General features: G+C 58.6%; 16 protein-coding genes and 2 tRNA genes. 8 read left to right on the forward strand and 10 right to left on the reverse strand.

Annotation, left to right across the window (positions count from 1 at the left end; all coding sequences use genetic code 11):
• Nucleotides 1-53 precede the first annotated feature (53 nt).
• Both MKS85_RS24015 and MKS85_RS24020 read right to left on the reverse strand, forming a co-directional pair.
• Nucleotides 54-130, reverse strand: a tRNA-Met gene (locus tag MKS85_RS24015).
• Between the two features lie 103 nt (nt 131-233).
• Nucleotides 234-2,291 carry a methyl-accepting chemotaxis protein gene (locus MKS85_RS24020; protein ID WP_274091314.1) on the reverse strand — a complete coding sequence of 686 codons (2,058 nt, stop codon included), beginning with the start codon at nt 2,289-2,291 and terminating at the stop codon, nt 234-236.
• A 327-nt stretch (nt 2,292-2,618) separates the two neighbouring features.
• On the opposite strand from MKS85_RS24020, the gene MKS85_RS24025 reads away from it, so the two are divergent.
• The 6 genes from MKS85_RS24025 (at nt 2,619) to MKS85_RS24050 (ending at nt 11,549) form a co-directional block, all read left to right on the forward strand.
• Nucleotides 2,619-3,836 (forward strand): MFS transporter, encoded by a 1,218-nt coding sequence (locus MKS85_RS24025; RefSeq protein WP_107322930.1) that lies wholly within the window; start codon nt 2,619-2,621, stop codon nt 3,834-3,836.
• 528 nt (nt 3,837-4,364) lie between these two features.
• A complete protein-coding gene (locus tag MKS85_RS24030; protein WP_047229386.1) occupies nt 4,365-6,527 on the forward strand; it encodes a methyl-accepting chemotaxis protein in 2,163 nt (720 codons plus the stop codon).
• Nucleotides 6,528-6,700: 173 nt separating this feature from the next.
• Nucleotides 6,701-7,135 carry a hypothetical protein gene (locus tag MKS85_RS24035; RefSeq protein ID WP_047229387.1) on the forward strand — a complete coding sequence of 145 codons (435 nt, stop codon included), beginning with the start codon at nt 6,701-6,703 and terminating at the stop codon, nt 7,133-7,135.
• On the forward strand, nt 7,132-8,592 hold the full coding sequence (locus tag MKS85_RS24040; protein WP_107322929.1) for an ATPase domain-containing protein: 1,461 nt from the start codon (nt 7,132-7,134) through the stop codon (nt 8,590-8,592). Before MKS85_RS24035 ends, MKS85_RS24040 begins: the two co-directional genes overlap by 4 nt.
• A 9-nt stretch (nt 8,593-8,601) precedes the next feature.
• The gene (locus tag MKS85_RS24045) at nt 8,602-9,627 is read left to right on the forward strand and encodes a HAMP domain-containing sensor histidine kinase (RefSeq protein ID WP_274091315.1); all 1,026 of its coding nucleotides are present in this window, start codon (nt 8,602-8,604) and stop codon (nt 9,625-9,627) included.
• 374 nt (nt 9,628-10,001) lie between these two features.
• A complete protein-coding gene (locus MKS85_RS24050) occupies nt 10,002-11,549 on the forward strand; it encodes a TerC family protein (RefSeq protein WP_188252276.1) in 1,548 nt (515 codons plus the stop codon).
• Between the two features lie 159 nt (nt 11,550-11,708).
• Here MKS85_RS24050 and ychF read toward each other — a convergent pair whose 3' ends face one another.
• The 8 genes from ychF to MKS85_RS24090 all read right to left on the reverse strand — a co-directional run bounded on the left by ychF (nt 11,709) and on the right by MKS85_RS24090 (nt 18,629).
• The gene (ychF, locus tag MKS85_RS24055; protein ID WP_047229391.1) at nt 11,709-12,809 is read right to left on the reverse strand and encodes a redox-regulated ATPase YchF; all 1,101 of its coding nucleotides are present in this window, start codon (nt 12,807-12,809) and stop codon (nt 11,709-11,711) included.
• 22 nt (nt 12,810-12,831) lie between these two features.
• Entirely contained in the window at nt 12,832-13,416 is a 585-nt protein-coding gene (pth, locus tag MKS85_RS24060; protein ID WP_003185374.1) for an aminoacyl-tRNA hydrolase, read from the reverse strand.
• Nucleotides 13,417-13,583: 167 nt separating this feature from the next.
• Nucleotides 13,584-14,186 carry a 50S ribosomal protein L25/general stress protein Ctc gene (locus tag MKS85_RS24065; RefSeq protein ID WP_076386312.1) on the reverse strand — a complete coding sequence of 201 codons (603 nt, stop codon included), beginning with the start codon at nt 14,184-14,186 and terminating at the stop codon, nt 13,584-13,586.
• 143 nt (nt 14,187-14,329) lie between these two features.
• Nucleotides 14,330-15,271 (reverse strand): ribose-phosphate pyrophosphokinase, encoded by a 942-nt coding sequence (locus tag MKS85_RS24070; RefSeq protein WP_003171603.1) that lies wholly within the window; start codon nt 15,269-15,271, stop codon nt 14,330-14,332.
• 47 nt (nt 15,272-15,318) lie between these two features.
• Nucleotides 15,319-15,393 (reverse strand) — tRNA-Gln (locus MKS85_RS24075).
• 36 nt (nt 15,394-15,429) lie between these two features.
• The gene (ispE, locus tag MKS85_RS24080; protein ID WP_047229394.1) at nt 15,430-16,281 is read right to left on the reverse strand and encodes a 4-(cytidine 5'-diphospho)-2-C-methyl-D-erythritol kinase; all 852 of its coding nucleotides are present in this window, start codon (nt 16,279-16,281) and stop codon (nt 15,430-15,432) included.
• Between the two features lies 1 nt (nt 16,282).
• Nucleotides 16,283-16,900 carry a lipoprotein insertase outer membrane protein LolB gene (lolB, locus tag MKS85_RS24085; RefSeq protein WP_047229395.1) on the reverse strand — a complete coding sequence of 206 codons (618 nt, stop codon included), beginning with the start codon at nt 16,898-16,900 and terminating at the stop codon, nt 16,283-16,285.
• 4 nt (nt 16,901-16,904) lie between these two features.
• A complete protein-coding gene (locus MKS85_RS24090; RefSeq protein WP_076386308.1) occupies nt 16,905-18,629 on the reverse strand; it encodes a tetratricopeptide repeat protein in 1,725 nt (574 codons plus the stop codon).
• A 171-nt stretch (nt 18,630-18,800) separates the two neighbouring features.
• On the opposite strand from MKS85_RS24090, the gene hemA reads away from it, so the two are divergent.
• Together hemA and prfA are read left to right on the forward strand one after the other, a co-directional pair.
• A complete protein-coding gene (gene hemA / locus MKS85_RS24095) occupies nt 18,801-20,090 on the forward strand; it encodes a glutamyl-tRNA reductase (RefSeq protein ID WP_047229397.1) in 1,290 nt (429 codons plus the stop codon).
• Nucleotides 20,087-21,169, forward strand: coding sequence for a peptide chain release factor 1 (prfA, locus tag MKS85_RS24100; protein ID WP_047229398.1), 1,083 nt, complete (start codon nt 20,087-20,089; stop codon nt 21,167-21,169). Before hemA ends, prfA begins: the two co-directional genes overlap by 4 nt.
• The last annotated feature ends 3 nt before the right edge of the window (nt 21,170-21,172 follow it).

Genomic DNA, 21,172 nt, shown 5'->3' on the forward strand with positions numbered 1-21,172 from the left:
TTTATCGAGGCATAAAAAAACGGCTTATCTTTCGATAAGCCGTTTTTAGTACTTGGTGGCTACACAGGGACTTGAACCCCGGACCCCAGCATTATGAATGCTATGCTCTAACCAACTGAGCTATGTAGCCAAGTGGCGCGCATTATTCGCCGGTAACGAAGATGTGTCAAGCGTAAATCTGAAATATTTCTCAGCGCTTTCAACCGCTTATCAATCCTCGCCGCAAATACCCGTCAACCGAGTTGAAATCTCCCTGTGTTGGCGCTCAGGGCCTGGCTGCCCTGGCTCAAAGTATCCGCCGCGAGGTTCACGGCGCGTGCCCCTTCAAGCAATCGCATGGCCGCCTGGTCGACCTGCTGGATATTGCCGCTGACCTCGTCGGCGGTGCTGGCTTGTTCGTCCACCGCGGTGGCGATTTGCGCCAGGGTATCGGTGACGCTCTGCACGGCGCTGGCAATTTCTCCCAGCCGCTCGCCAAGGCCGGTAACGGCTTGCGCGTCGGTCTGGGCCTGGCCGCATGCGGCTTCCATCAGGCTGACCGCTTCGTTGACCGTAGCGCGCAGGCTGTCGACGGTGCCAGCAATCTGTTGGGTGGAGGACTGGGTGCGTTGCGACAGGCTGCGTACCTCATCGGCCACCACCGCGAAACCACGGCCCTGTTCCCCAGCGCGAGCGGCTTCGATGGCGGCATTGAGGGCCAGCAGGTTGGTCTGCTCGGCCACGCCGCGGATGGTGTCGACCACCATCTGGATCTGTTGCCCCTGTTCGCTGACCCGGCCCAATGCGGCGGCGGTTTCGTTGAGGCGCTGGTTGAGTTGCTGGATGCTCGCCGTAGTGCGTTGACTGTCGCGGCTGCTGTCGGCGGCGATACGCCGGGTCTGCTGGGCGCTGTCGGAGGCCTGCTCACAGCTTCTGGCGACCCCTTGAGAGGTGGCGGCCAGTTGCGTGGCGGCCGCGGCGATCTGGCTGATCTGCATCTGTTGGGCTTCGACTTCGCCCAGGGCGCCGCTGGAGTGCGTGTTGAGGGTGCGAACGGCATTACTCAACTGCAATGTTTCGTGGTCCACGCCCAACAGGCTGTTGCGCAACTGCACCACTGCAACGTTGAGAGCGGTACTGATGGCCGCCAGTTCGTCGCGTCCTTGTACCGGCACTTGCAGACTGAGGTTGCCGTCACGCAGGGCTTCGGCCAGTAATGTGATGCCACTGGCGCTGCGGCGGATGGACGCTTGCAGGCAGATGAAGAGGTAAAGCGCGGCCAACAGCAGACAACCCAGCACCGTGGCCACCAGGGTGAATTGGCGGATGGCCGAGGAGTGGTAGTGGTCCAGTCGCGCATCCAGAGCCATCAGAGACTGCTGGCGCAAGGTCGCCAAGTCCGCCAGGAGCGCATCCATGTGTTTCTCGAATTCTTCCGGCTTGAGGCTGATGGAGCCGGCGAAGACCCCTTCATCCAGGACTTTCAGGCCGGAATCCAGATGCTTGAGGCTGTCTTGGAATTGTCCGGCCCAGGCTTGCAGTTCGTTCGGCAGGCGCGCTTGCAGTACTCCACCGGTTTTGACCAGTTGATCCCGGGCATCGCCGATCCGGCTGCGCAGGTCGCGCAATTGCAGGCGGCTTTGCAGGGTGAACTGACCCGACACAACGGAGGCCTGGCCAACGCTGGCCAGGCGACCGACCCGCTCGATCAGGTCCGGTGTCTGCTGGGTCGAGATCTGGATCAGCAGGTAGGTTTCCAGCCAGGAGGCGAGGGTCAGGCGATTGTCCATGACGATCTGCTCGCGCAAGGCTTGCAGGGCACTCAAGGCCGCAGTGAAGCGGTCATAACCGTCCGGCCACCAACCGACGGTGCCCAGGCTTTTCGAATCAAGACCATTGAGACTGGTTTGCAACGTTTGGAAGCGAGCCAGGGTGTCGGCTTCGGCACCTTCGGTTTGCAAGGTGCTGCCCAGATCATTGGCGGCCTGGTTGAGGGCCGGCTGCACGGCATCGAAAGCCGCCATCGCGGCAAGCGTTGCGGGTGTTGCCTGGCGATTGGTTTCCGTGGCTCGCCAACGGGCCGCGCGGTTGCGCTGGGCGGCGAGCAGGTTGTCCAGGTTATCCAGGGCCAGCAACTGGCGAACCCCGGCGCGTTCTTCGGAAATCAGGCTGAGTTTGTCGCGATAGTCCTGGCCGATGATCCACAGGCTGCCCATGAGTGGCAGGATGAAAAGCAGGAACAGCAACTGAAATTTGCGGGCAAAGCCGAAACGCCCCAGCAACCTGATTCCCGGTGATAGAAAAGCCTGCATGCCCATACTCCCCTGAACACCTTTGCACTATTTTTGTGCGTTTCGACACAGTGCCGAAACAGGTGCCCTTTTAAAAGGCCTCGAAAGTTTGTCCAGGCCCGCTCTGTAGGCTGGCTCTGTAGCGAAACTTCCCATTCTCGGTCCCCTTTGTAAGGGGCCGCGTTGTAGACCGTTAACAAGGCAAGATTCAGACCATGGCTTTGCGCTATTACCGAGCTCGCTGACAATATTTCAAGTCGATAGCAAGCTAAGGGGATAGCCTTGCTGCACCGAAAAATGGCACATTGATGAATCCGCTTCCTGTGCAAACCCCGTATGGAAACTCCCATGGCTATCAGCGATACCCAGGTCGATACCGCGTCTATCCCTGCCACACCTCAAAGCAGCCCTTTGGTCATGCGCATCATCGGTGCCGTGGCGTTGGCGCATTTGATCAACGACCTGATCCAGGCGGTACTACCGTCTATTTACCCGATGCTCAAGGCCAGTTATGGGCTGACCTTCACCCAGGTTGGCTTGATTACGCTGACCTTCCAGTTGACGGCATCGCTGCTGCAGCCCTGGGTGGGTTATCACACGGACCGGCACCCCAAGCCCTGGCTGCTGCCGGCCGGTACGGTCTGCACGCTGATCGGGATCGTGATGATGTCCATGGTTGGCAGTTTTGCCATGATCCTGCTGGCCGCCGGTCTGATCGGTATTGGCTCCTCGACCTTTCACCCTGAAGCATCGCGAGTCGCACGCCTGGCGTCGGGCGGGCGTTATGGGTTGGCGCAGTCGACGTTCCAGGTCGGCGGTAACGCCGGCTCTGCTTTCGGCCCGTTGCTGGCGGCGGCGATCATCGTTCCTTACGGGCAAGGTAATGTGGCCTGGTTCGGCCTGTTCGCACTGTTTGCGCTGTTCGTGCTGTACCGCATCAGCCGCTGGTACGCCAATCACCTGAACCTGTTCAAGCTCAAGCAAGGCCAGGCGGCTACTCACGGTCTGTCCAGGGGCCGGGTCTTGAGTGCATTGGCGGTGCTGGGTTTGCTGGTGTTCTCCAAGTATTTCTACATGGCCAGTTTCACCAGCTACTTCACCTTCTACCTGATCGAGAAGTTCGACCTGTCGGTGGCGTCGTCGCAGTTGTATCTGTTCCTGTTCCTCGGCGCTGTGGCGGCGGGGACCTTCTTTGGCGGTCCGATAGGCGACAGGATCGGACGTAAGGCGGTGATCTGGTTCTCGATCCTTGGCGTGGCACCGTTCACGCTGATCCTGCCTTACGTTGATCTGCTGTGGACCAGCATTCTCAGCGTGGTCATCGGCTTCATCCTGGCTTCGGCATTCTCGGCCATCGTGGTGTATGCCCAGGAACTGGTGCCGGGTAACGTCGGCATGATTGCCGGCGTGTTCTTTGGCTTGATGTTTGGCTTCGGCGGGATTGGCGCCGCGCTGCTGGGGCATCTGGCCGACATCCGCGGCATCGAGTATGTGTATTGGTTGTGCTCGTTTTTGCCGTTGTTTGGAGCCCTGGCGATTTTTCTGCCCAGAAGCAGAAAAAACTGACGTGTACTCAACCGGCGGAGGCGAGTGGGCCCCGCCGGGCCTTGCAAACAACTGAATTGCAAAGCGTTGAAAAAATACCCGCCAACCAGAGCGATTTGATTAGTTGCTTGGAGTCGCTACTAAAGTACCGTTTTGTATAAGTCTTAAGTTTGATTTTGTATAAAGGTCGGCCATGTTAATTTGCTGCTGTGGTTGATGGATTGAATGGACGCAGCGGCAATCTTCAAGGGAGTCCGCTGGGGTGACCGGAAAGCAGCTTTCCACATTCTTTCCACCCGCCGCTCTTATTGTCTTCGGACATAAGGCCTTCGGCTCTTGATCTGAATACCTTCACCTCTCGGGTGAGGTGACTCACGCCCCTACCTGCCACAAATACTTATAAAGCAGCTGTATCGCCGCGTCCGTTCAAGGCGATTGCCTCGTGGACAGCGTAAACAGCCGTGAGCGATTGTTATTTGCCGTGTTGTGCACAAGTTTGAGGCTGTCGTCTTAAACGTTGGCAATAAAAATAATCAGGCAGGGGATGATATGAAGTTCAAGTCGTTGCAGGCACGCATTTGTGTCACGGCAGGCGTATGTCTGTTTGTTTCATCAATTAGCCTGGTTATTTACGGGCTCTTTACCGCCAGGGCTAATGAACAATACGTGGCGACCGAAGTCTCGGCGCTGGTTGAAAAATCAACGATCCGGGAAATTCAGAACCTGGCCGAGTCCCGTGCCAATGCCATTCAGGCCAAGTTGCAAAATGCTCTGGATGCGGCCCGCACCATGGCCAATACCTTTGCCTCCAGCAAGGCTTCGCAGAGCCCTTTGGCGTTGGGACGTGAGCAGATCAACACGGTATTGCTCAGTGTTCTAAAAGATAACCCGGACTTCAATGGCACTTACTCCTGCTGGGAACCGGACGCGTTGGATGGTCAGGATCTTGTGTTGCGCAACGCACAGGACGGCAGTAATCCGTTGACCGGGCGCTTCACGCCTTACTGGACGCGCAGCGCTGGCGGACATGTGGCAGTACAGCCATTGGTCGAGTATGACTCCCCGGATCGCCACCCGAACGGTGTACCCAAAGGGGGTTGGTACAGCGGCCCACGCGACACTCTGAAGGAAAGCGTGCTGGACCCCATTCCTTATGTGGTTCAGGGCAAAAACGTATGGCTGACCACTTTGTCGGTGCCGATCGTATCCGATGGCAAGTTCTACGGCGTGGTCGGCGCTGACTTCGATATCGACTTTATCCAGAAACTCAGCGAGCAGATGTCGGCCGATCTCTACGGTGGCAAGGGCACGGTGTCGATTCTGAGTAACCAGGGGCTGGTAGTCGCGGACAGTCAGCGTACCGACCTGATTGGCCAGCCCATCAAGGCCTTGTTGCCTGACTCTTGGGAGAAAGTGCTGCGCGATATCCAGAGTGGTCGTGGTGACGGTCTGCTCAATCCGCACACCCAGCATATCGAAGTGCTGATGCCCATTGAGCTGGGGCGCACAGGTAAACCCTGGGCGGTGCTGATTCGCCTGCCAAAGGCAGTGGTCATGACTCAGGCCATTGCCCTGGAGCAGGAGCTACAGGCGCGCAGTATCAGCAACAGCATCTGGCAGGTGTCGGTTGGCCTGGGCGTTTCGCTGTTGGCGCTGGTCGCCCTGTGGTTTGCCGCCGCAAAAATCGTTGGGCCGATTCGCGAAGCCGCCGCCTTGGCAGCCAACATCAGCCTGGGGGATTTCTCGCGTCGCCTGGTGCAAAAAACCGAGGACGAAGTGGGCCAGTTGTCTGTCGCGCTCAACGATATGTCTGAAAGCCTGCAACGGCAGGTCAGGGTGGCCGAGCGCATTAGCGAAGGTGATCTGGACCTGGAGGTCCGGTTGTCTTCGCCCCACGATACCCTTGGCAGGTCACTGGAGAAGATGGTGGGTAATCTGAACCAACTGATTGGCGAAGTTCAGGCCAGCGCCACCCAGATCACCGGCAGCTCGGCGCAGGTTACCGACCTGAGCCAGTCATTGTCCGATGGGGCGTCCAATTCCGCGTCGTCCATCACTGAAATCAGCGCGGTGATGACACAAATGGCCGCACAGACCCGGGACAACGCCGCCAATGCCAAAAAGGCCGATGAGCAGTCCCAGGCATCACGGGCCGATGCCGGGGAAAGCGACAAATTGATGAGTGAGCTGATTGCCGCCATGGCCGAAATCGACAATTCGGGCAAAGACATTACCGCGATCATCACCACCATCGACAACATCGCCGCGCAAACCAACCTGTTGGCGTTGAACGCGGCTATCGAAGCCGCCAGGGCAGGTGAGTTGGGGCGTGGTTTTGCTGTGGTGGCGGATGAGGTGCGTAGCCTGGCCGCCCGCAGCGCCGAGGCCGCCCAGCAGACGGCTGCATTGATTGCTGACTCCTCGAGCAAAACGCAACGCGGCATGATCATCGCAGGCCGGACCGCCGAATCGCTGAAAAACATCGTCAGCGGAACCAGTGCTGTTTCCAACCTGGTTTCATTGATCTATCAAGCTTCCAGCGAGCAAGCCTCAGGCCTGCAACAGGCCAGCATCGGGTTGGAGCAGATCGATGAAGTGACGCAGAAAAACCAGTCCAACTCACAAGAGTGCGCGGTGGCGGCCAAGGATCTTTCGGAGCGAGCATCTTTGATGCAGCGCGTGCTGGGGCGCTTCAAAGTCAAAAGGGGGTAGTGGGTTTTCTGGCCACGCGTGACTCAAGATTTATTGTGCGAGGGACCAAACTCCCTCGCCACAGTTCAATCCAGTTCTTGAATGAGCGCAATTGCATTGCGTTATCCAATAGGGTCTCGGTAACGCCCTTGAGGGTGTACTATCGATACTCGCCCATCGGATACCAGTTAGCCATGTCCACGCTAAGCGAAGAGAGCCGTCAGATCGTAGCTTCTCTGGCGCACCGCGTTGGCCCCAACGCTGACATTGCAAAGACCGCCCACGCGATCGTTTCCATCTTGCAGGATATAGAGGCGACCCTGACGCCCGTCATTGGTCAGCAAGGGGTTGTCGCGTTGTATCGCCGTAGCCTGCATCTGTGTGGCTCCGCTCATCCGCGCCTGACCAGCACCTGCAACAAGGTGCCGTCCGGCATGGTTCTGACCGCCCTGAATTCAGTGCTTGTTGAGCAAAGCGAAGCCGATGCGCGGTTTTTCGGTGAAATGTTGCTGACCACTTTCTATGAGTTGCTGACCACGCTGATCGGACCCTCGCTTACCGCACGTTTGCTTCGTGACGTGTGGGATTCTTCTTTGAGCGACACCCCTTCGCAGGAAAATTCGCCATGAGCAGCAAAGTGACTATCAACCGCTTGGCCACCGGCGTGCCAGGACTGGACGAGGTCTTGGGCGGAGGATTGCCGGAGTTTTCGTTCAATCTGATCGCCGGCCCACCCGGTTGCGGCAAGACCACCCTCGCGCACCAGATGATGTTTGCCCTGGCGACCCCCTCACGTCCGGCGCTGTTTTTTACCGTGCTGGGTGAGCCGCCACTGAAGATGCTGCGCTATCAGCAGCAGTTCGATTTCTTCGACAGCGACGCGATCAATCATTCGATCCGCTACGTCAACCTGGCTGACGACACCCTGGCTGGGGATCTGGACGAAGTGCTGCGGCGCATTGTCAGCGAGGTGGAGGCGCACTCCCCGGCGCTGGTGTTCGTTGACTCGTTCCGCTCGGTGGTGCTGGCCAGCCAGACCCAGGACAACCCGAATAACAACTTGCCGCAGTTCGTCCAGCAACTGGGCATGTTGATGACCACTTGGCAGGCCACGACTTTCCTGATTGGTGAGTACTTTACCGAAACCGATACCAACCCGATTTTCACCGTGGCCGACGGACTGATCTGGCTGCGCCAGAGCGTTCAGCGCAATTCCATGGTGCGCAAGATGGAAATCATGAAGATGCGTGGCCAGCCAACGCTGCCGGGTCTGCACACTTTCCGTATCGCCCCATCGGGAATCAAGGTATTTGCCCCTGCGCCCTACAATCCGGTCGAAGCCCCGCTGGAGTTCCCCATCAAACGCTTGGGAATGGGTGTGCCACAGCTCGACGAAATGCTCGGCGGTGGCCTGCCGCGCGGTTACTCCCTGTTGGTTGCTGGCCCGTCGGGTTCTGGAAAAAGCATTCTCGCGGCATCGTTTCTCGCTGAAGGCGCGCGAAACGGTGAAAACGGCGTGATCGCCGTGTTCGAGCAGCGCCCGAATCACTCCCAGAACGCCACCCTCTCAAACTTGATTAAAAGCGGCAAAGTCGGGCTGGTGGATAGCCGTGCTCCAGATCTGTCCATCGACGAGATCGTGCAGTTGCTGTTGAGCGAGATTGCTCGCCTGAACGCCACACGGGTGGTGATTGACTCGCTGTCGGGGTTCGAACTGGCCCTGGCGCCGACCTTTCGCGAAGACTTTCGCGAGTCGCTGTCGCGCATGGTCACCGCGTTGACCAGCGCCGGTGTCAGTGTATTGCTGACCTCGGAGTTGGAGGATCGCTACACGGATCTGCGTTTCAGTCCTTACGGCACGGCTTTTCTCACCGATGCAATCATCGTTCAGCGCTACATTGAAGTGCAAAGCCGTTTATTGCGCATCATGGCCGTGGTCAAGGTGCGGGCCAGCGCTCACTCCGATGAGTTACGCCTTTACAGCATTGACGATAGCGGTTTGCAGATCGGTGACATGTTGCCGGATCAGGAAGGTTTGCTCGGAGGCCGGCCTACCCGGCAGCTGTCTGGCAAAGGTACTGGATGAGGCATCATCATGAATGAGGCCAATGGCGGGAATGAGCAGGCGAAGGCGATGGCCGCTCGCGAGCTGTTCCTGCTCGGCCAGAAAACTGTCGAGGCGCGTGCGGTGCTGGCCGCGCTGCGCAAGGAGCTGAACGACGCCAACACCCAACTTGCCGACAAGCAACATGTCGAGCAACTGATCGAGGCCAATCAGCAACTGGTCCTGGCGATCCTGTCGGCCCAGTCCGAGGCTGAAAAGCCACCTTCCACGCAGGCAGAACAACAACTGTATCGGCAGATGCGCGAGGCCAATGAGCAATTGGTCATTGCCGCCCTTAGCGCGCAGCATCTGCAAGACGCGGCCGAACGGGCGCTGGAGCGCCAGCGTAGCGTTCTCGCTTTGGTTGCCCACGAACTGCGTCATCCGCTGACGCCCATCAGCATGATTGCCGGCCGACTGGTGCGGGTGCCCAGTGAGGAGTTGCCGCGCATGCAGAAGCTGATCGAAGGTCAGGTCCGGCACATGTCTCGATTAGTGGAGGACTTGCTCGATGTCTCCCGCGTCAGCACCGGCAAGTTTCGCCTCGATTGTCAGATTGTCGATATGGTGCAGATCGTTCGCGAGGCCATCGATATCTGTAAACCGGCCATGGTCAGCGGCAAGTTGATGTTCAGCGCCACACTGCCCGAGTGTGCCCAGCTGGTGTACGGCGATCCGGTACGGCTTGCTCAGATTCTCGGAAACCTGCTGGGTAATGCGGTCAAATACACCCCTGTGGGCGGCACCGTCGAATTGTCGGTTACCGTCGAAGGGAGTGTCTTGCAGGTCAGCATCCGTGATACCGGCATAGGTATTTCGGCCAAGGCGCTGCCGTTTATTTTTGAACCCTTTGTGCAGGATGTTCACGCCATCGGCTTCAACGGCGTTGGCCTGGGCATTGGTTTGACGGTGGTGCGCGAGTTGGTCGAAAGCCACGGTGGCACAGTGGTCGGCAAGAGTGAGGGGGATGGCAAGGGGAGCGAGTTCGTGGTGAGGTTGCCGTTGGCAAATCCATGAAGCTGCGCAGTCGTCCCATCTGCCGCCGCGTGCGGGGATGTCAGATTCTGTAATAATTCGATGCGTATGACGCGTTCGGAAACATTATAGGATCACTTCCCCAATTATTTTCAGGTCTATATGAACACCCTTCTGGAGCCTCCCAGTCGTTTTTTTCAATCCGCGCCCTCTACAAGTCCGCTCTGCGTTACCGAACGTATATCCGGTTTTTCTGGATCGCTGGACATCCAAATCCCATCCATAGGCTTCTCATCGATTTCTCCCAGTGAGACCAACGGTGTCGCCTCCCAAGTCATGCCTTGCTCTATCCGCTCGATAAAGCTTCTTTCCCTGGCACCTTTCGCCCCGACTCTACGAGAGGTTGAATAACCCTTATGGAATGGATTGCTGATCCGACGGCATGGCTTGGCCTGCTGACCCTGATCGTGCTGGAGCTGGTGCTCGGCATTGATAACCTTGTGTTTATTGCCATCCTGGCTGACAAGCTGCCGCCGGAGCAGCGCGATCGTGCCCGTATCATTGGCCTGTCGCTGGCATTGTTGATGCGCCTTGGCCTGCTGGCCAGCATCTCCTGGATGGTGACCCTGACCGAGCCGTTGTTCGAGGTCTTCGACAAGATGTTCTCGGGCCGGGACCTGATCATGCTGTTCGGTGGTGTATTCCTGTTGTTCAAGGCCACCATGGAGTTGCATGAACGACTTGAGGGGCATGTCACCGAGCGTACAGGTAACGCCGCCTATGCGATGTTCTGGCCTATCGTTGCGCAGATTGTGGTGCTGGACGCGGTCTTCTCCCTGGACGCCGTGATCACGGCCGTGGGCATGGTGGAACACCTGTCGGTCATGATGATCGCGGTGATTTTCTCCATCGGCCTGATGATCATCGCAAGTAAGCCCCTGACCCAGTTCGTCAACAGCCACCCAACCGTCATCATGCTCTGTCTGGGCTTTCTGATGATGATCGGCTTCAGCCTCACGGCTGAGGGCCTGGGCTTCCACATTCCGAAAGGCTACCTCTATGCCGCGATCGGTTTTTCGATCCTGATCGAATTGTTCAACCAGTTGGCTCGCTCTCGTCGCAAGAAGAGCATGCAAGGGCATCGCCCTATGCGCGAACGCACTGCCCATGCGGTCATGCGTTTGCTGGGTGGGCACAAGTTGGGTGCTGATGAAGTCGGTGAAGAGATCGCTGACATGCTGTCAGGCGACGAAGCCGAACAGGTCTTCCACCGACGTGAGCGGGTCATGATCAGTGGTGTGCTGCAGTTGGCGGAGCGCCCTATACGCAGTGTCATGACGCATCGGGCGGAAATCGACCACCTCGACCTGGCCGATTCCCCAGACGAGATCCGCACCAGGCTGATGCACTCGTCGTATTCCAGGTTGCCGTTGATCCGCGACGGCCGTGTGGATGAGCCTCTGGGGTTCATCCACAAGAAGGAGTTGCTCAAGGAACTGTTGGCGGGCAACGAGCCGAATCTGGAAGCCATGGCTCGCAAGGCCATCAACCTGCTAGACAACTTCACGATTCTCAACGCGCTGGAACAGATGCGCAAAGAGTCGACCCACATCGCCTTCGTGGTGAACGAGTTCGGTGATTTCATTGGTCTTCTCACCATGACCGATATTCTCGAATCCATCGCGGGTGAACTGCCCGATGCCAGTGAAATAGAAGGTCCGAACATCGTGGCCCAGGATGACGGATTTCTGGTCAGCGGCGCGCTGAATCTCAGCCAGGTGCGCGAACACATCGGCTTCCAGGCAAAAGCGACGGATGACTATCAGACGCTCGCCGGGTTGGTCATGAGCTTGCTGGACCGCTTGCCGATCATCGGAGACAAACTCGATTGGCAAGAGTGGAGCATGACCGTTGTCGAGGTTGAAGAGCGTCGGGTGACGAGGGTGCTGTTGCGTAAAAGCTAACGTGGAATAATTGGGGCCGCATCCGCGGCCTCGTTTGTTTGAAGCGTATGGCGAGTCTCTGTCACCGGTGAAAATCCCGAGACGAAAAAAATCCCCGTATCAGTCATGATTACGGGGATTTTTTCGTCCAGGGAAGTCCGTGTGATTCCACGGGCTCTCTTAAACGTTGAAGCGGAAGTGCATCACGTCGCCATCCTTGACGATGTATTCCTTGCCTTCCAGGCGCCATTTACCGGCTTCCTTGGCGCCAGCTTCACCCTTGTACTGGATGAAGTCTGCGTAGGCGATGACTTCGGCGCGGATGAAGCCTTTTTCGAAGTCGGTGTGGATCACGCCAGCGGCTTGCGGGGCAGTGGCGCCGACGCGTACGGTCCAGGCGCGGACCTCTTCGACACCGGCAGTGAAGTAAGTCTGCAGGTGGAGCATTTCGTAACCGGCGCGGATCACGCGGTTCAGGCCGGGCTCTTCCAGGCCCAGGGCTTCGAGGAACATGTCTTTCTCTTCACCATCGTCCAGCTCGGCGATTTCCGCTTCGATCTTGTTGCAGACCGGAACGACCATGGCGCCTTCTTCTTCGGCAATGGCCCGGACCACGTCCAGGTGCGGGTTGTTCTCGAAACCGTCTTCAGCGACGTTGGCGATGTACATGACCGGCTTGGTCGTCAGCAGGTGGAAGCCCTTGATCACCAGCTTCTCATCGGTGCTCATGTTCTTCATCAGGCTGCGCGCGGGCTTGCCTTCGGTGAAGTGGGCGATCAACTGCTCCAGCAGGCCCTTCTGGACCACTGCGTCCTTGTCGCCACCCTTGGCGTTGCGAGCGACTTTCTGCAGTTGCTTCTCGCAGCTGTCGAGGTCGGCGAAGATCAGCTCAAGGTCAATGATCTCGATGTCACGCTTGGGGTCGACGCTGTTGGAGACGTGAATGACGTTCTCATCTTCAAAGCAGCGCACCACGTGGGCGATTGCATCGGTTTCACGGATGTTGGCCAGGAACTTGTTACCCAGGCCTTCACCTTTCGAGGCGCCGGCGACGAGACCGGCGATGTCGACGAATTCCATGGTGGTCGGCAGGATGCGTTTGGGATTGACGATGGCCGCCAGCGCTTCCAGGCGTGGATCGGGCATCGGCACGATGCCGCTGTTAGGCTCGATGGTGCAGAAGGGGAAGTTTTCGGCCGCGATACCGGACTTGGTCAGGGCGTTGAACAGGGTGGACTTGCCGACGTTAGGCAGGCCGACGATGCCGCAATTGAATCCCATGGTGTTTCCCCTCGGAGTAGAGTCAGGCCTTCTGGCTGTGCAGGTTTTTCATCGCGCGGTTCCATTCACCGGCGAGGATATCCGGCAGCACGCCGAGGGCAAAGTCGATGCTGGCATCGAGTTTTTCCTGTTCGGCGCGAGGCGCACGACCCAGGACAAAATTTGAAACCATGCTGGCAACGCCCGGGTGGCCGATGCCGAGCCGCAGGCGGTGAAAGGTATTCTGATTACCCAGTTGCGCGATGATGTCGCGCAACCCGTTGTGACCGCCATGGCCGCCGCCCTGCTTGAGCTTGGCGACGCCCGGAGGCAGGTCGAGTTCGTCGTGGGCCACCAGGATTTCTTCAGGTTTGATGCGAAAGAAACCGGCCAATGCCGCCACGGCCTGGCCGCTGCGGTTCATGTAGGTGGTGGGAATCAACAGACGAACATCCTGACCCTGGTGTGAGAAACGCCCGGTCAGGCCGAAATATTTGCGATCGGCCGCCAGGCTGACGCCTTGTGCGTGCGCGATGCGCTCAACAAAAAGGGCCCCTGCGTTATGCCGGGTCTGTTCGTATTCAGCGCCTGGATTTCCCAGGCCAACGATCAGTTTAATGGCAGTCACGATAGGGGCCCTTCCTGGAGTGTGGATAACAACGTCGCGCTCAAACGGTGTTGCGACAGTGAGACGAAAATGGCGGATCTACCGTTAAGTAAACTTCGCGTTCTCGCCCGCTGTCTCGCTACGTTCCAGTCCGCGATGTTTCCGGTCACTCCGGCGACAGAGTGAAATTACTCTGCAGCTTCTTCTTCAGTCGCTTCTGGAGCAACACGTGGAGCGTGGACGTTGGCAACAGCCTTGTCATCGCCGTGCGCCAGGGCAACAAACTCAACGCCTTTAGGAGCCTTGAGGTCGGACAGGTGAATGATCGTGCCGATTTCGGCGTCAGCCAGGTCGACTTCGATGAATTCAGGCAGGTCTTTCGGCAGGCAGGAAACTTCCAGCTCGGAAGTTACGTGCGAGATTTCGCCGCCTTTCTTGACCGGAGCAGCTTCGTTGATGAAGTGCACTGGAACAACAGCAGTCAGCTTCTGACCGGCAACAACGCGTACGAAGTCAGCGTGCATCACGTGGCCTTTGGCCGGGTGACGCTGCAGGGCTTTGATCACGACGTTTTGCTTGGTGCCGCCAACGTTCAGCTCGATGATGTGGCTGTAGGCCGCTTCGTTTTCGAGCAGTTTGGCAACTTCTTTGGCCAGCATGCTGATGGACTCAGGGGCTTTGTCGCCACCGTAGACTACAGCTGGAACCAGGCTTGCGAGACGACGCAGGCGGCGGCTCGCACCTTTCCCCAGGTCGGAACGCACTTCAGCATTCAGGGTAAATTCGTTCATGTTGTATCTCCAAAGTAACCACATTCACCCCAGCGCTTGCGACCAGCGCTAAAGGCGATATGGGCAAAAAAGCCCCGCCCCGGCAGGTAATGTCGGGGCGGGGCGCTTTTCGTCAACGAGATGTAATGGAAAGGGCAGGGCCCTTAACGGAACATCGCACTGATCGATTCTTCATTGCTGATGCGGCGAACCGCCTCGGCAACAACCGGTGCGATATCCAGTTGGCGGATACGCGCACAGGCTTGTGCTGCAGCGGACAGCGGGATGGTGTTAGTGACCACCAGCTCGTCCAGCACGGAATTTTCAATGTTTTCGATCGCTCGGCCCGACAGCACAGGGTGTGTGCAGTAGGCAAAGACCTTGGCAGCGCCATGCTCTTTCAGGGCCTTGGCCGCGTGGCACAGGGTGCCGGCGGTATCGACCATGTCGTCGACCAGAATACAGGTACGCCCTTCGACGTCGCCGATAATATGCATCACTTCGGAGTGATTGGCTTTCTCACGGCGTTTGTCGATGATACCCAGATCAACGCCCAGGGATTTGGCAACGGCCCGTGCACGCACGACGCCGCCAATGTCCGGGGACACGATCATCAGGTTTTCGAAGCGCTGATCTTCAATGTCATCCACCAGAACCGGGGAGCCGTAGATGTTATCCACGGGAATATCGAAGAAGCCCTGAATCTGGTCAGCATGCAGATCGACCGTGAGCACACGATCGATGCCGACTACGGTAAGCATGTCAGCCACGACTTTCGCGCTGATTGCCACACGTGCGGAACGCGGACGGCGATCCTGACGGGCATAACCAAAGTAAGGAATAACAGCAGTAATACGAGTAGCCGAGGAGCGGCGGAAGGCATCAGCCATCACGACGAGTTCCATCAGGTTATCGTTGGTCGGAGCGCAAGTCGGCTGAATAATGAAGACGTCTTTACCGCGAACGTTTTCATTGATCTCGGCAGTGATCTCGCCGTCGGAGAACTTACCGACAGAAATGTCACCGAGAGGGATATGCAGCTGACGTACAACACGCCGAGCCAGATCGGGGTTAGCGTTCCCCGTAAAGACCATCATCTTGGACACGCGCAGTACCTGAAGGCTGAGGGTATACCTGGATGAGTATAGGAAAATGGCAGGGGCGGCTGGATTCGAACCAACGCATGGCAGGATCAAAACCTGCTGCCTTACCGCTTGGCGACGCCCCTGTATCTGTTGCTTCGAGTGCCCAGCACTCGATTCCGTTAGAGCAGACTTTGCAGCTTGCGATGCAACATCGAAACGTTGCTTCCTTTTGCTACAAACCCTGTAAGGGTCTCTGTCAGAAGGGCCGAGACTTTATCAGCTTCAGCTTTGCTTGGGAAGCCCCCAAACACACAACTTCCAGTTCCGGTGAGTTTTGCTTCGGTAAATTTACCTAACAAATTCAAAGCGTTACGAACATCTGGATAACGCCTTGCTACCACCGGTAAGCAGTCATTTCGACTGTTTCCCTTGGGAACGGGGCGCACTTTAATGGGAGGAGAGTTACGTGTCAACAGTGGATCTGAAAAAATTTCTGCTGTACTTACAGATACTTGCGGCACCAGCACCAAGTACCAGGGTTCCTCGGGCTCTACCGGTGTGAGTTTTTCCCCGACGCCCTCGGCAAAAGCCGCGTGGCCCCGTACGAAAACCGGCACATCGGCGCCCAGCGTAAGGCCCAATGCAGCCAGGCGATCAGCGTCCCAACCCAGCTGCCACAGGTGGTTGAGCCCCAGCAAAGTCGTTGCCGCGTTTGAGCTGCCGCCGCCGATGCCGCCGCCCATGGGCAGGATTTTTTCGATCCAGATATCAATGCCCAGCGAACACCCGGATTGCTCCTGAAGTTTTTTCGCGGCTTTGACGATCAGGTTGCTGTCGTGAGGAACGCCTTCGAATTCGGTGTGCAGGTGAATCACGCCGTCGTCCCGCACGGCAAAGGTGATTTCATCGCCGTAGTCGAGAAACTGAAAAATCGTCTGCAACTCGTGATAGCCGTCCGGGCGACGGCCCAGGATGTGCAACATCAGGTTGAGCTTGGCCGGGGAGGGCAGGGTCAGGCGCGCAGCGGTCATGTCATTGCCCCAGCTTGCGCGGCTGCCATTGCTTGATCACCAGCGTGACGTCCAGGTTGCTGCCGTGCAGTTTGATGCGCTCGGGCAACCAGTAACCGTTTTGCTCGGCGTAGCTTAAGTATTCGATCTGCCAGTCGTCCTGCTCCAGGTTGGACAGGCGACTGTCGGCATCGAGGGTCAGGCGGCTTTTGCTGTCCGGTGCCGGCAGGCCGCGAACCCACCAGGTCAGGTGGGATACGGGCAGCTTCCAGCCCAGTTGTTCTTCCAGCAAGGCTTCCGGCGAGGGAGATTCGTAGCGACCCTGATTGGCCACTTCCAGCGAAACCTGGCCTGGTCGGCCGGTCAGGCGCGCCGCGCCACGACCCAGCGGGCCGGACAGGCGAATGTCGTAGTAGTCCTGGCGTTGCAGCCAGAACAGTGTGCCGCTGCCCGAGTCTTTCGGTGCGCGTATGCCGATCTTGCCGTCGATCTGCCAGCCGTCGAGACCGCTCAGTTGTTCCTTGTGCTCTCGCCATTGAGCCGTGTTGCCGTGGCCCTGGACGGATTCTCGGGCGCCGAAGCCGGCGCAACCGGCGAGCAGGGCGATAAAGCTGAAAACGATGAAGTGGCGCAAAAGCATAATTTTAAAGGGTCTCTGATCCGGTCAGGCGTTTGATGGTGCTGCGCAGGATGGGGCTGTCGGGCTGTTCCTTGAGGAACTTGCTCCAGATCTGCCGGGCTTCGCGCTGTTTGCCGTTGGCCCACAGGACTTCGCCCAGGTGCGCGGCGACTTCCTGGTCAGGAAAGCGCTCCAGGGCCTGGCGCAGCAGGCGTTCGGCCTCGTCGAGGTTACCCAGGCGGAAATGCACCCAGCCAAGACTGTCGAGCACCGCCGGGTCTTCCGGGTTGAGCTGGTGGGCCTGTTCGATCAGCACCTTGGCTTCGGCGTATCGGGTGGTGCGATCGGACAAGGTGTAGCCCAGGGCATTGAGGGCCATTGCATTGTCGGGGTCGCGCTGGATGATCAGGCGCAGGTCTTTCTCCATCTGCGCCAGGTCATTGCGTTTCTCCGCCAGCATGGCGCGGGTATACAACAGGTTCAGGTCGTCCGGGTACTGCTTCAACGCCCGATCGAGCACAGTCCAGGCTTTGTCGCCCTGATTATTGGCCGACAGGGTTTCAGCCTCGATCAGATACAACTGGATGCCGTAGTCCGGCTGGGTGTCCCGCTGCACGGCGAGGCGACTCTGGGCCTCGGCCGTTTTGCCGTTGCTCATCAGGATATCGGCCTGGCGCAACTGGGCCGGCAGATAATCGTTGCCTGGGCCGACCTGGGCGTACTCGAGCAGTGCACTCTCGGGATCGTTGCGCTCTTCCGCGATGCGGCCCAGGTTCAAGTGGGCGGAGTCGACATGCGTTCCCCGCGCAATCAGGTCTTCCAGGTGACCCTTGGCTTCTTCCCACGCTTTGGCTTCCAGGCAGACCAACGCCAGGGAATAGCGCAATTCATCGTCTTCAGGGTACTGCTGGACCAGGCTGGAAAACTCCACCTTGGCGTCGTCCATGCGGTCGTTTTCCACCAGCATGCGCGCGTAGGTGAGACGCAGGCGCTTGTCGTCCGGGTATTGCTTGATGCTTTTTTTCAGCAGCGGCAGGGCTTCGTCGCCGCGGTTCGCGCCTTGCAGCAAGCGAGCGCGCAGCAGAATCGGCGCCACTTCGCCCGCTTGCGGCGGGTTGTCTTCCAGCAGGGAAAGGGCGCCCTGGATGTCACCATCCTGTTGCAGCAGCAGGGCCTTGCCGAAAATCAGCTGACCGTTATCGGGATGGCGCTGCAGCAGTCGGTCGAAACTCTTAGTCAGGCCGTCGCGGGTTTCCTGGTCGGTATCGGCCGCTGATAGCGCAAGGAAGTCGAAATGGGTGTCGCCCTTGCCCAGCAGGACTTTCTCCATATACACCATGGAGTCGTCGTAGCGTCCGGCCCGGGCCAGTTGCACGGCGGCGGCGCGTTGCGCTTCGAGGTCTTGCGGGGCGTTTTTGGCCCAGATCAGTGCGGTATCCAGGGCGGGCTGGTCGGCACCCAGGTATTCGGCAATGCGAAACGCCCGCTCGGAGATGCCCGGGTCCTGTGTGTTGATGGCCTGGGTGACGTAGTTGTCCAGCGCAATGTCGAAGCGATTGCGCTGGCCTGCCAGTTCGGCGCTCAACAGGCTGAAAATGGTTTCTTCGCTGAATGAGCTATAGACCTTGGGCTTTTCAGGGGCCTGGGTGCTGTCTTCGACCGGCGGCGTACCGTCTGTCGACACGGGGGCCATGGACTGACAGCCGCCGAGCAAGGCAAAAGCGAGGAGCAACGCGGAAGATCTATTCATATAGGAAAAGGACGACTAACCTGCGGTCGGATCATCATGACACAGCCTTCGGTCAAACATAACCGGCCCGTCGATTTACGGCACGGGGCAGGGCGATAGATATCGAGTGGTTGTTCTGAATCTGGCGAAGTAGGACAATTGCCGGCTTCACGTCACTATCAGCGACCTTGAATGGCCTTCCTTGCACTTGGTATTAACCACAAGACTGCTTCCGTAGACGTCCGCGAGCGCGTGGCCTTTACGCCTGAGCAACTGGTTGAGGCCCTGCAGCAGCTTTGCCGACTCACCGAGAGCCGCGAGGCTGCCATCCTCTCCACCTGCAATCGCAGCGAGCTTTATATAGAGCAGGATCACATTTCGGCCGATACCGTGCTGCGCTGGCTGGCCGAATATCACGATCTGAGTCTTGAAGAGCTGCGCGCCAGTGCCTATGTGCATGAAGACGATGCGGCCGTTCGTCACATGATGCGCGTTGCCTCCGGGCTCGATTCGCTGGTGCTGGGCGAACCGCAGATTCTCGGCCAGATGAAGTCGGCTTATGCCGTGGCCCGTGAGGCCGGCACGGTCGGGCCTCTGCTGGGGCGCTTGTTCCAGGCTACGTTCAATGCCGCCAAACAGGTGCGCACCGACACGGCCATCGGCGAAAACCCGGTGTCCGTGGCATTTGCCGCGGTCAGCCTGGCGAAACAGATTTTCAGCGATCTGCAACGCAGCCAGGCGCTGCTGATCGGCGCGGGGGAGACCATCACCCTGGTCGCGCGCCATCTGCACGACCTGGGGGTCAAGCGTATCGTGGTTGCCAACCGTACCCTGGAGCGCGCCAGTACCCTGGCCGAGCAGTTCGGCGCCCATGCTGTGCTGCTCTCGGACATCCCGGCCGAGCTGGTGCACAGTGACATCGTCATCAGCTCCACCGCCAGCCAGTTGCCGATCCTGGGCAAAGGCGCGGTGGAAAGCGCCCTGAAACTGCGCAAGCACAAGCCGATTTTCATGGTGGACATTGCCGTTCCCCGGGACATCGAGCCGGAAGTGGGCGAGCTCGACGACGTTTATCTGTACAGCGTCGACGACCTGCACGAAGTGGTCGCCGAGAACCTCAAGAGCCGGCAAGGGGCGGCCCAGGCGGCCGAAGAAATGATCACCATCGGCGCGGAGGATTTCATGGTCCGCCTGCGCGAGCTGGCGGCGGTGGATGTGCTCAAGGCTTATCGTCAGCAGAGCGAACGCCTGCGCGACGAAGAGCTGCAAAAGGCCCAGCGCCTGCTGGCCAACGGTGGCAGCGCCGAAGAGGTGCTGGTGCAACTGGCTCGCGGCCTGACCAATAAATTGCTTCACGCGCCCAGTGTCCAGCTCAAGAAGCTGACCGCCGAAGGCCGCCTCGATGCGTTGGCCATGGCCCAGGAACTCTTTGCCCTCGGTGAGGGTTCACCGGATAGTTTTTCGGATAAAAAATCGCAATGAAAGCGTCACTGCTCAATAAGCTGGACATTCTCCAGGACCGTTTCGAGGAACTGACCGCCCTGCTGGGCGATGGTGAAGTCATTTCCGACCAGAACAAGTTCCGCACGTATTCCAAGGAATACGCCGAAGTCGAGCCGATCGTCGCCACCTATAAACAGTTGCTCAAAGTGCAGGGCGACCTTGAAGGCGCCCAGGCGTTGCTCAAGGACAGCGATCCGGACATGCGCGAAATGGCGGTCGAGGAAGTCCGTGAAGCCAAGGAGCAGTTGCTCGAGCTTGAAAGCAACCTGCAACGCATGTTGTTGCCCAAGGATCCGAATGACGGTCGCAATGTGTTTCTCGAGATCCGTGCCGGCACCGGCGGCGACGAAGCGGCGATATTCTCCGGGGACCTGTTCCGCATGTATTCGCGTTACGCCGAGCGTCGCGGCTGGCGGGTGGAGATCCTCTCGGAGAACGAAGGCGAACACGGCGGCTATAAAGAAGTCATCGCCCGGGTCGAAGGTGACAACGTCTACGGCAAGCTGAAATTCGAATCCGGCGCCCACCGCGTGCAGCGTGTCCCGGCCACCGAATCCCAGGGGCGTATCCACACTTCGGCCTGTACCGTGGCGGTTTTGCCCGAGCCGGACGAGCAGGAAGCCATCGAGATCAACCCGGCGGACCTGCGGGTCGACACCTACCGCTCCTCGGGTGCGGGCGGTCAGCACGTCAACAAGACCGATTCGGCGATCCGTATCACTCACCTGCCTTCGGGCATTGTGGTCGAGTGTCAGGAAGAACGTTCCCAGCACAAGAACCGTGCGCGCGCCATGTCGTGGTTGTCGGCCAAGCTCAACGATCAACAGACCAGCGCTGCGGCCAACGCCATCGCCAGCGAACGCAAGCTGTTGGTGGGCTCGGGAGATCGCTCGGAGCGGATTCGTACCTACAACTTTGCCCAGGGCCGGGTCACCGACCATCGAGTCAACCTGACGCTGTATTCGCTCGACGAAATTCTCGCCGGCGGCGTCGACGCAGTAATCGAACCGTTGCTGGCCGAATACCAGGCCGACCAGTTGGCCGCGATTGGCGAGTAAGCA

This window comes from Pseudomonas sp. JL2 (assembly GCF_031570495.1).
Lineage (GTDB): Bacteria > Pseudomonadota > Gammaproteobacteria > Pseudomonadales > Pseudomonadaceae > Aquipseudomonas > Aquipseudomonas rhizophila.

What these genes read in the sequence shown, in the direction of transcription:
- ychF (WP_047229391.1), bottom strand. Translation starts at nt 12,809, where the DNA reads ATGGGATTCAATTGCGGCATCGTCGGCCTGCCTAACGTCGGCAAGTCC.
- MKS85_RS24025 (WP_107322930.1), top strand. Translation starts at nt 2,619, where the DNA reads ATGGCTATCAGCGATACCCAGGTCGATACCGCGTCTATCCCTGCCACA.
- MKS85_RS24035 (WP_047229387.1), top strand. Translation starts at nt 6,701, where the DNA reads ATGTCCACGCTAAGCGAAGAGAGCCGTCAGATCGTAGCTTCTCTGGCG.
- MKS85_RS24040 (WP_107322929.1), top strand. Translation starts at nt 7,132, where the DNA reads ATGAGCAGCAAAGTGACTATCAACCGCTTGGCCACCGGCGTGCCAGGA.
- MKS85_RS24030 (WP_047229386.1), top strand. Translation starts at nt 4,365, where the DNA reads ATGAAGTTCAAGTCGTTGCAGGCACGCATTTGTGTCACGGCAGGCGTA.
- MKS85_RS24045 (WP_274091315.1), top strand. Translation starts at nt 8,602, where the DNA reads ATGAATGAGGCCAATGGCGGGAATGAGCAGGCGAAGGCGATGGCCGCT.
- prfA (WP_047229398.1), top strand. Translation starts at nt 20,087, where the DNA reads ATGAAAGCGTCACTGCTCAATAAGCTGGACATTCTCCAGGACCGTTTC.
- hemA (WP_047229397.1), top strand. Translation starts at nt 18,801, where the DNA reads ATGGCCTTCCTTGCACTTGGTATTAACCACAAGACTGCTTCCGTAGAC.
- MKS85_RS24065 (WP_076386312.1), bottom strand. Translation starts at nt 14,186, where the DNA reads ATGAACGAATTTACCCTGAATGCTGAAGTGCGTTCCGACCTGGGGAAA.
- ispE (WP_047229394.1), bottom strand. Translation starts at nt 16,281, where the DNA reads ATGACCGCTGCGCGCCTGACCCTGCCCTCCCCGGCCAAGCTCAACCTG.
- MKS85_RS24020 (WP_274091314.1), bottom strand. Translation starts at nt 2,291, where the DNA reads ATGCAGGCTTTTCTATCACCGGGAATCAGGTTGCTGGGGCGTTTCGGC.
- MKS85_RS24050 (WP_188252276.1), top strand. Translation starts at nt 10,002, where the DNA reads ATGGAATGGATTGCTGATCCGACGGCATGGCTTGGCCTGCTGACCCTG.
- lolB (WP_047229395.1), bottom strand. Translation starts at nt 16,900, where the DNA reads ATGCTTTTGCGCCACTTCATCGTTTTCAGCTTTATCGCCCTGCTCGCC.
- MKS85_RS24090 (WP_076386308.1), bottom strand. Translation starts at nt 18,629, where the DNA reads ATGAATAGATCTTCCGCGTTGCTCCTCGCTTTTGCCTTGCTCGGCGGC.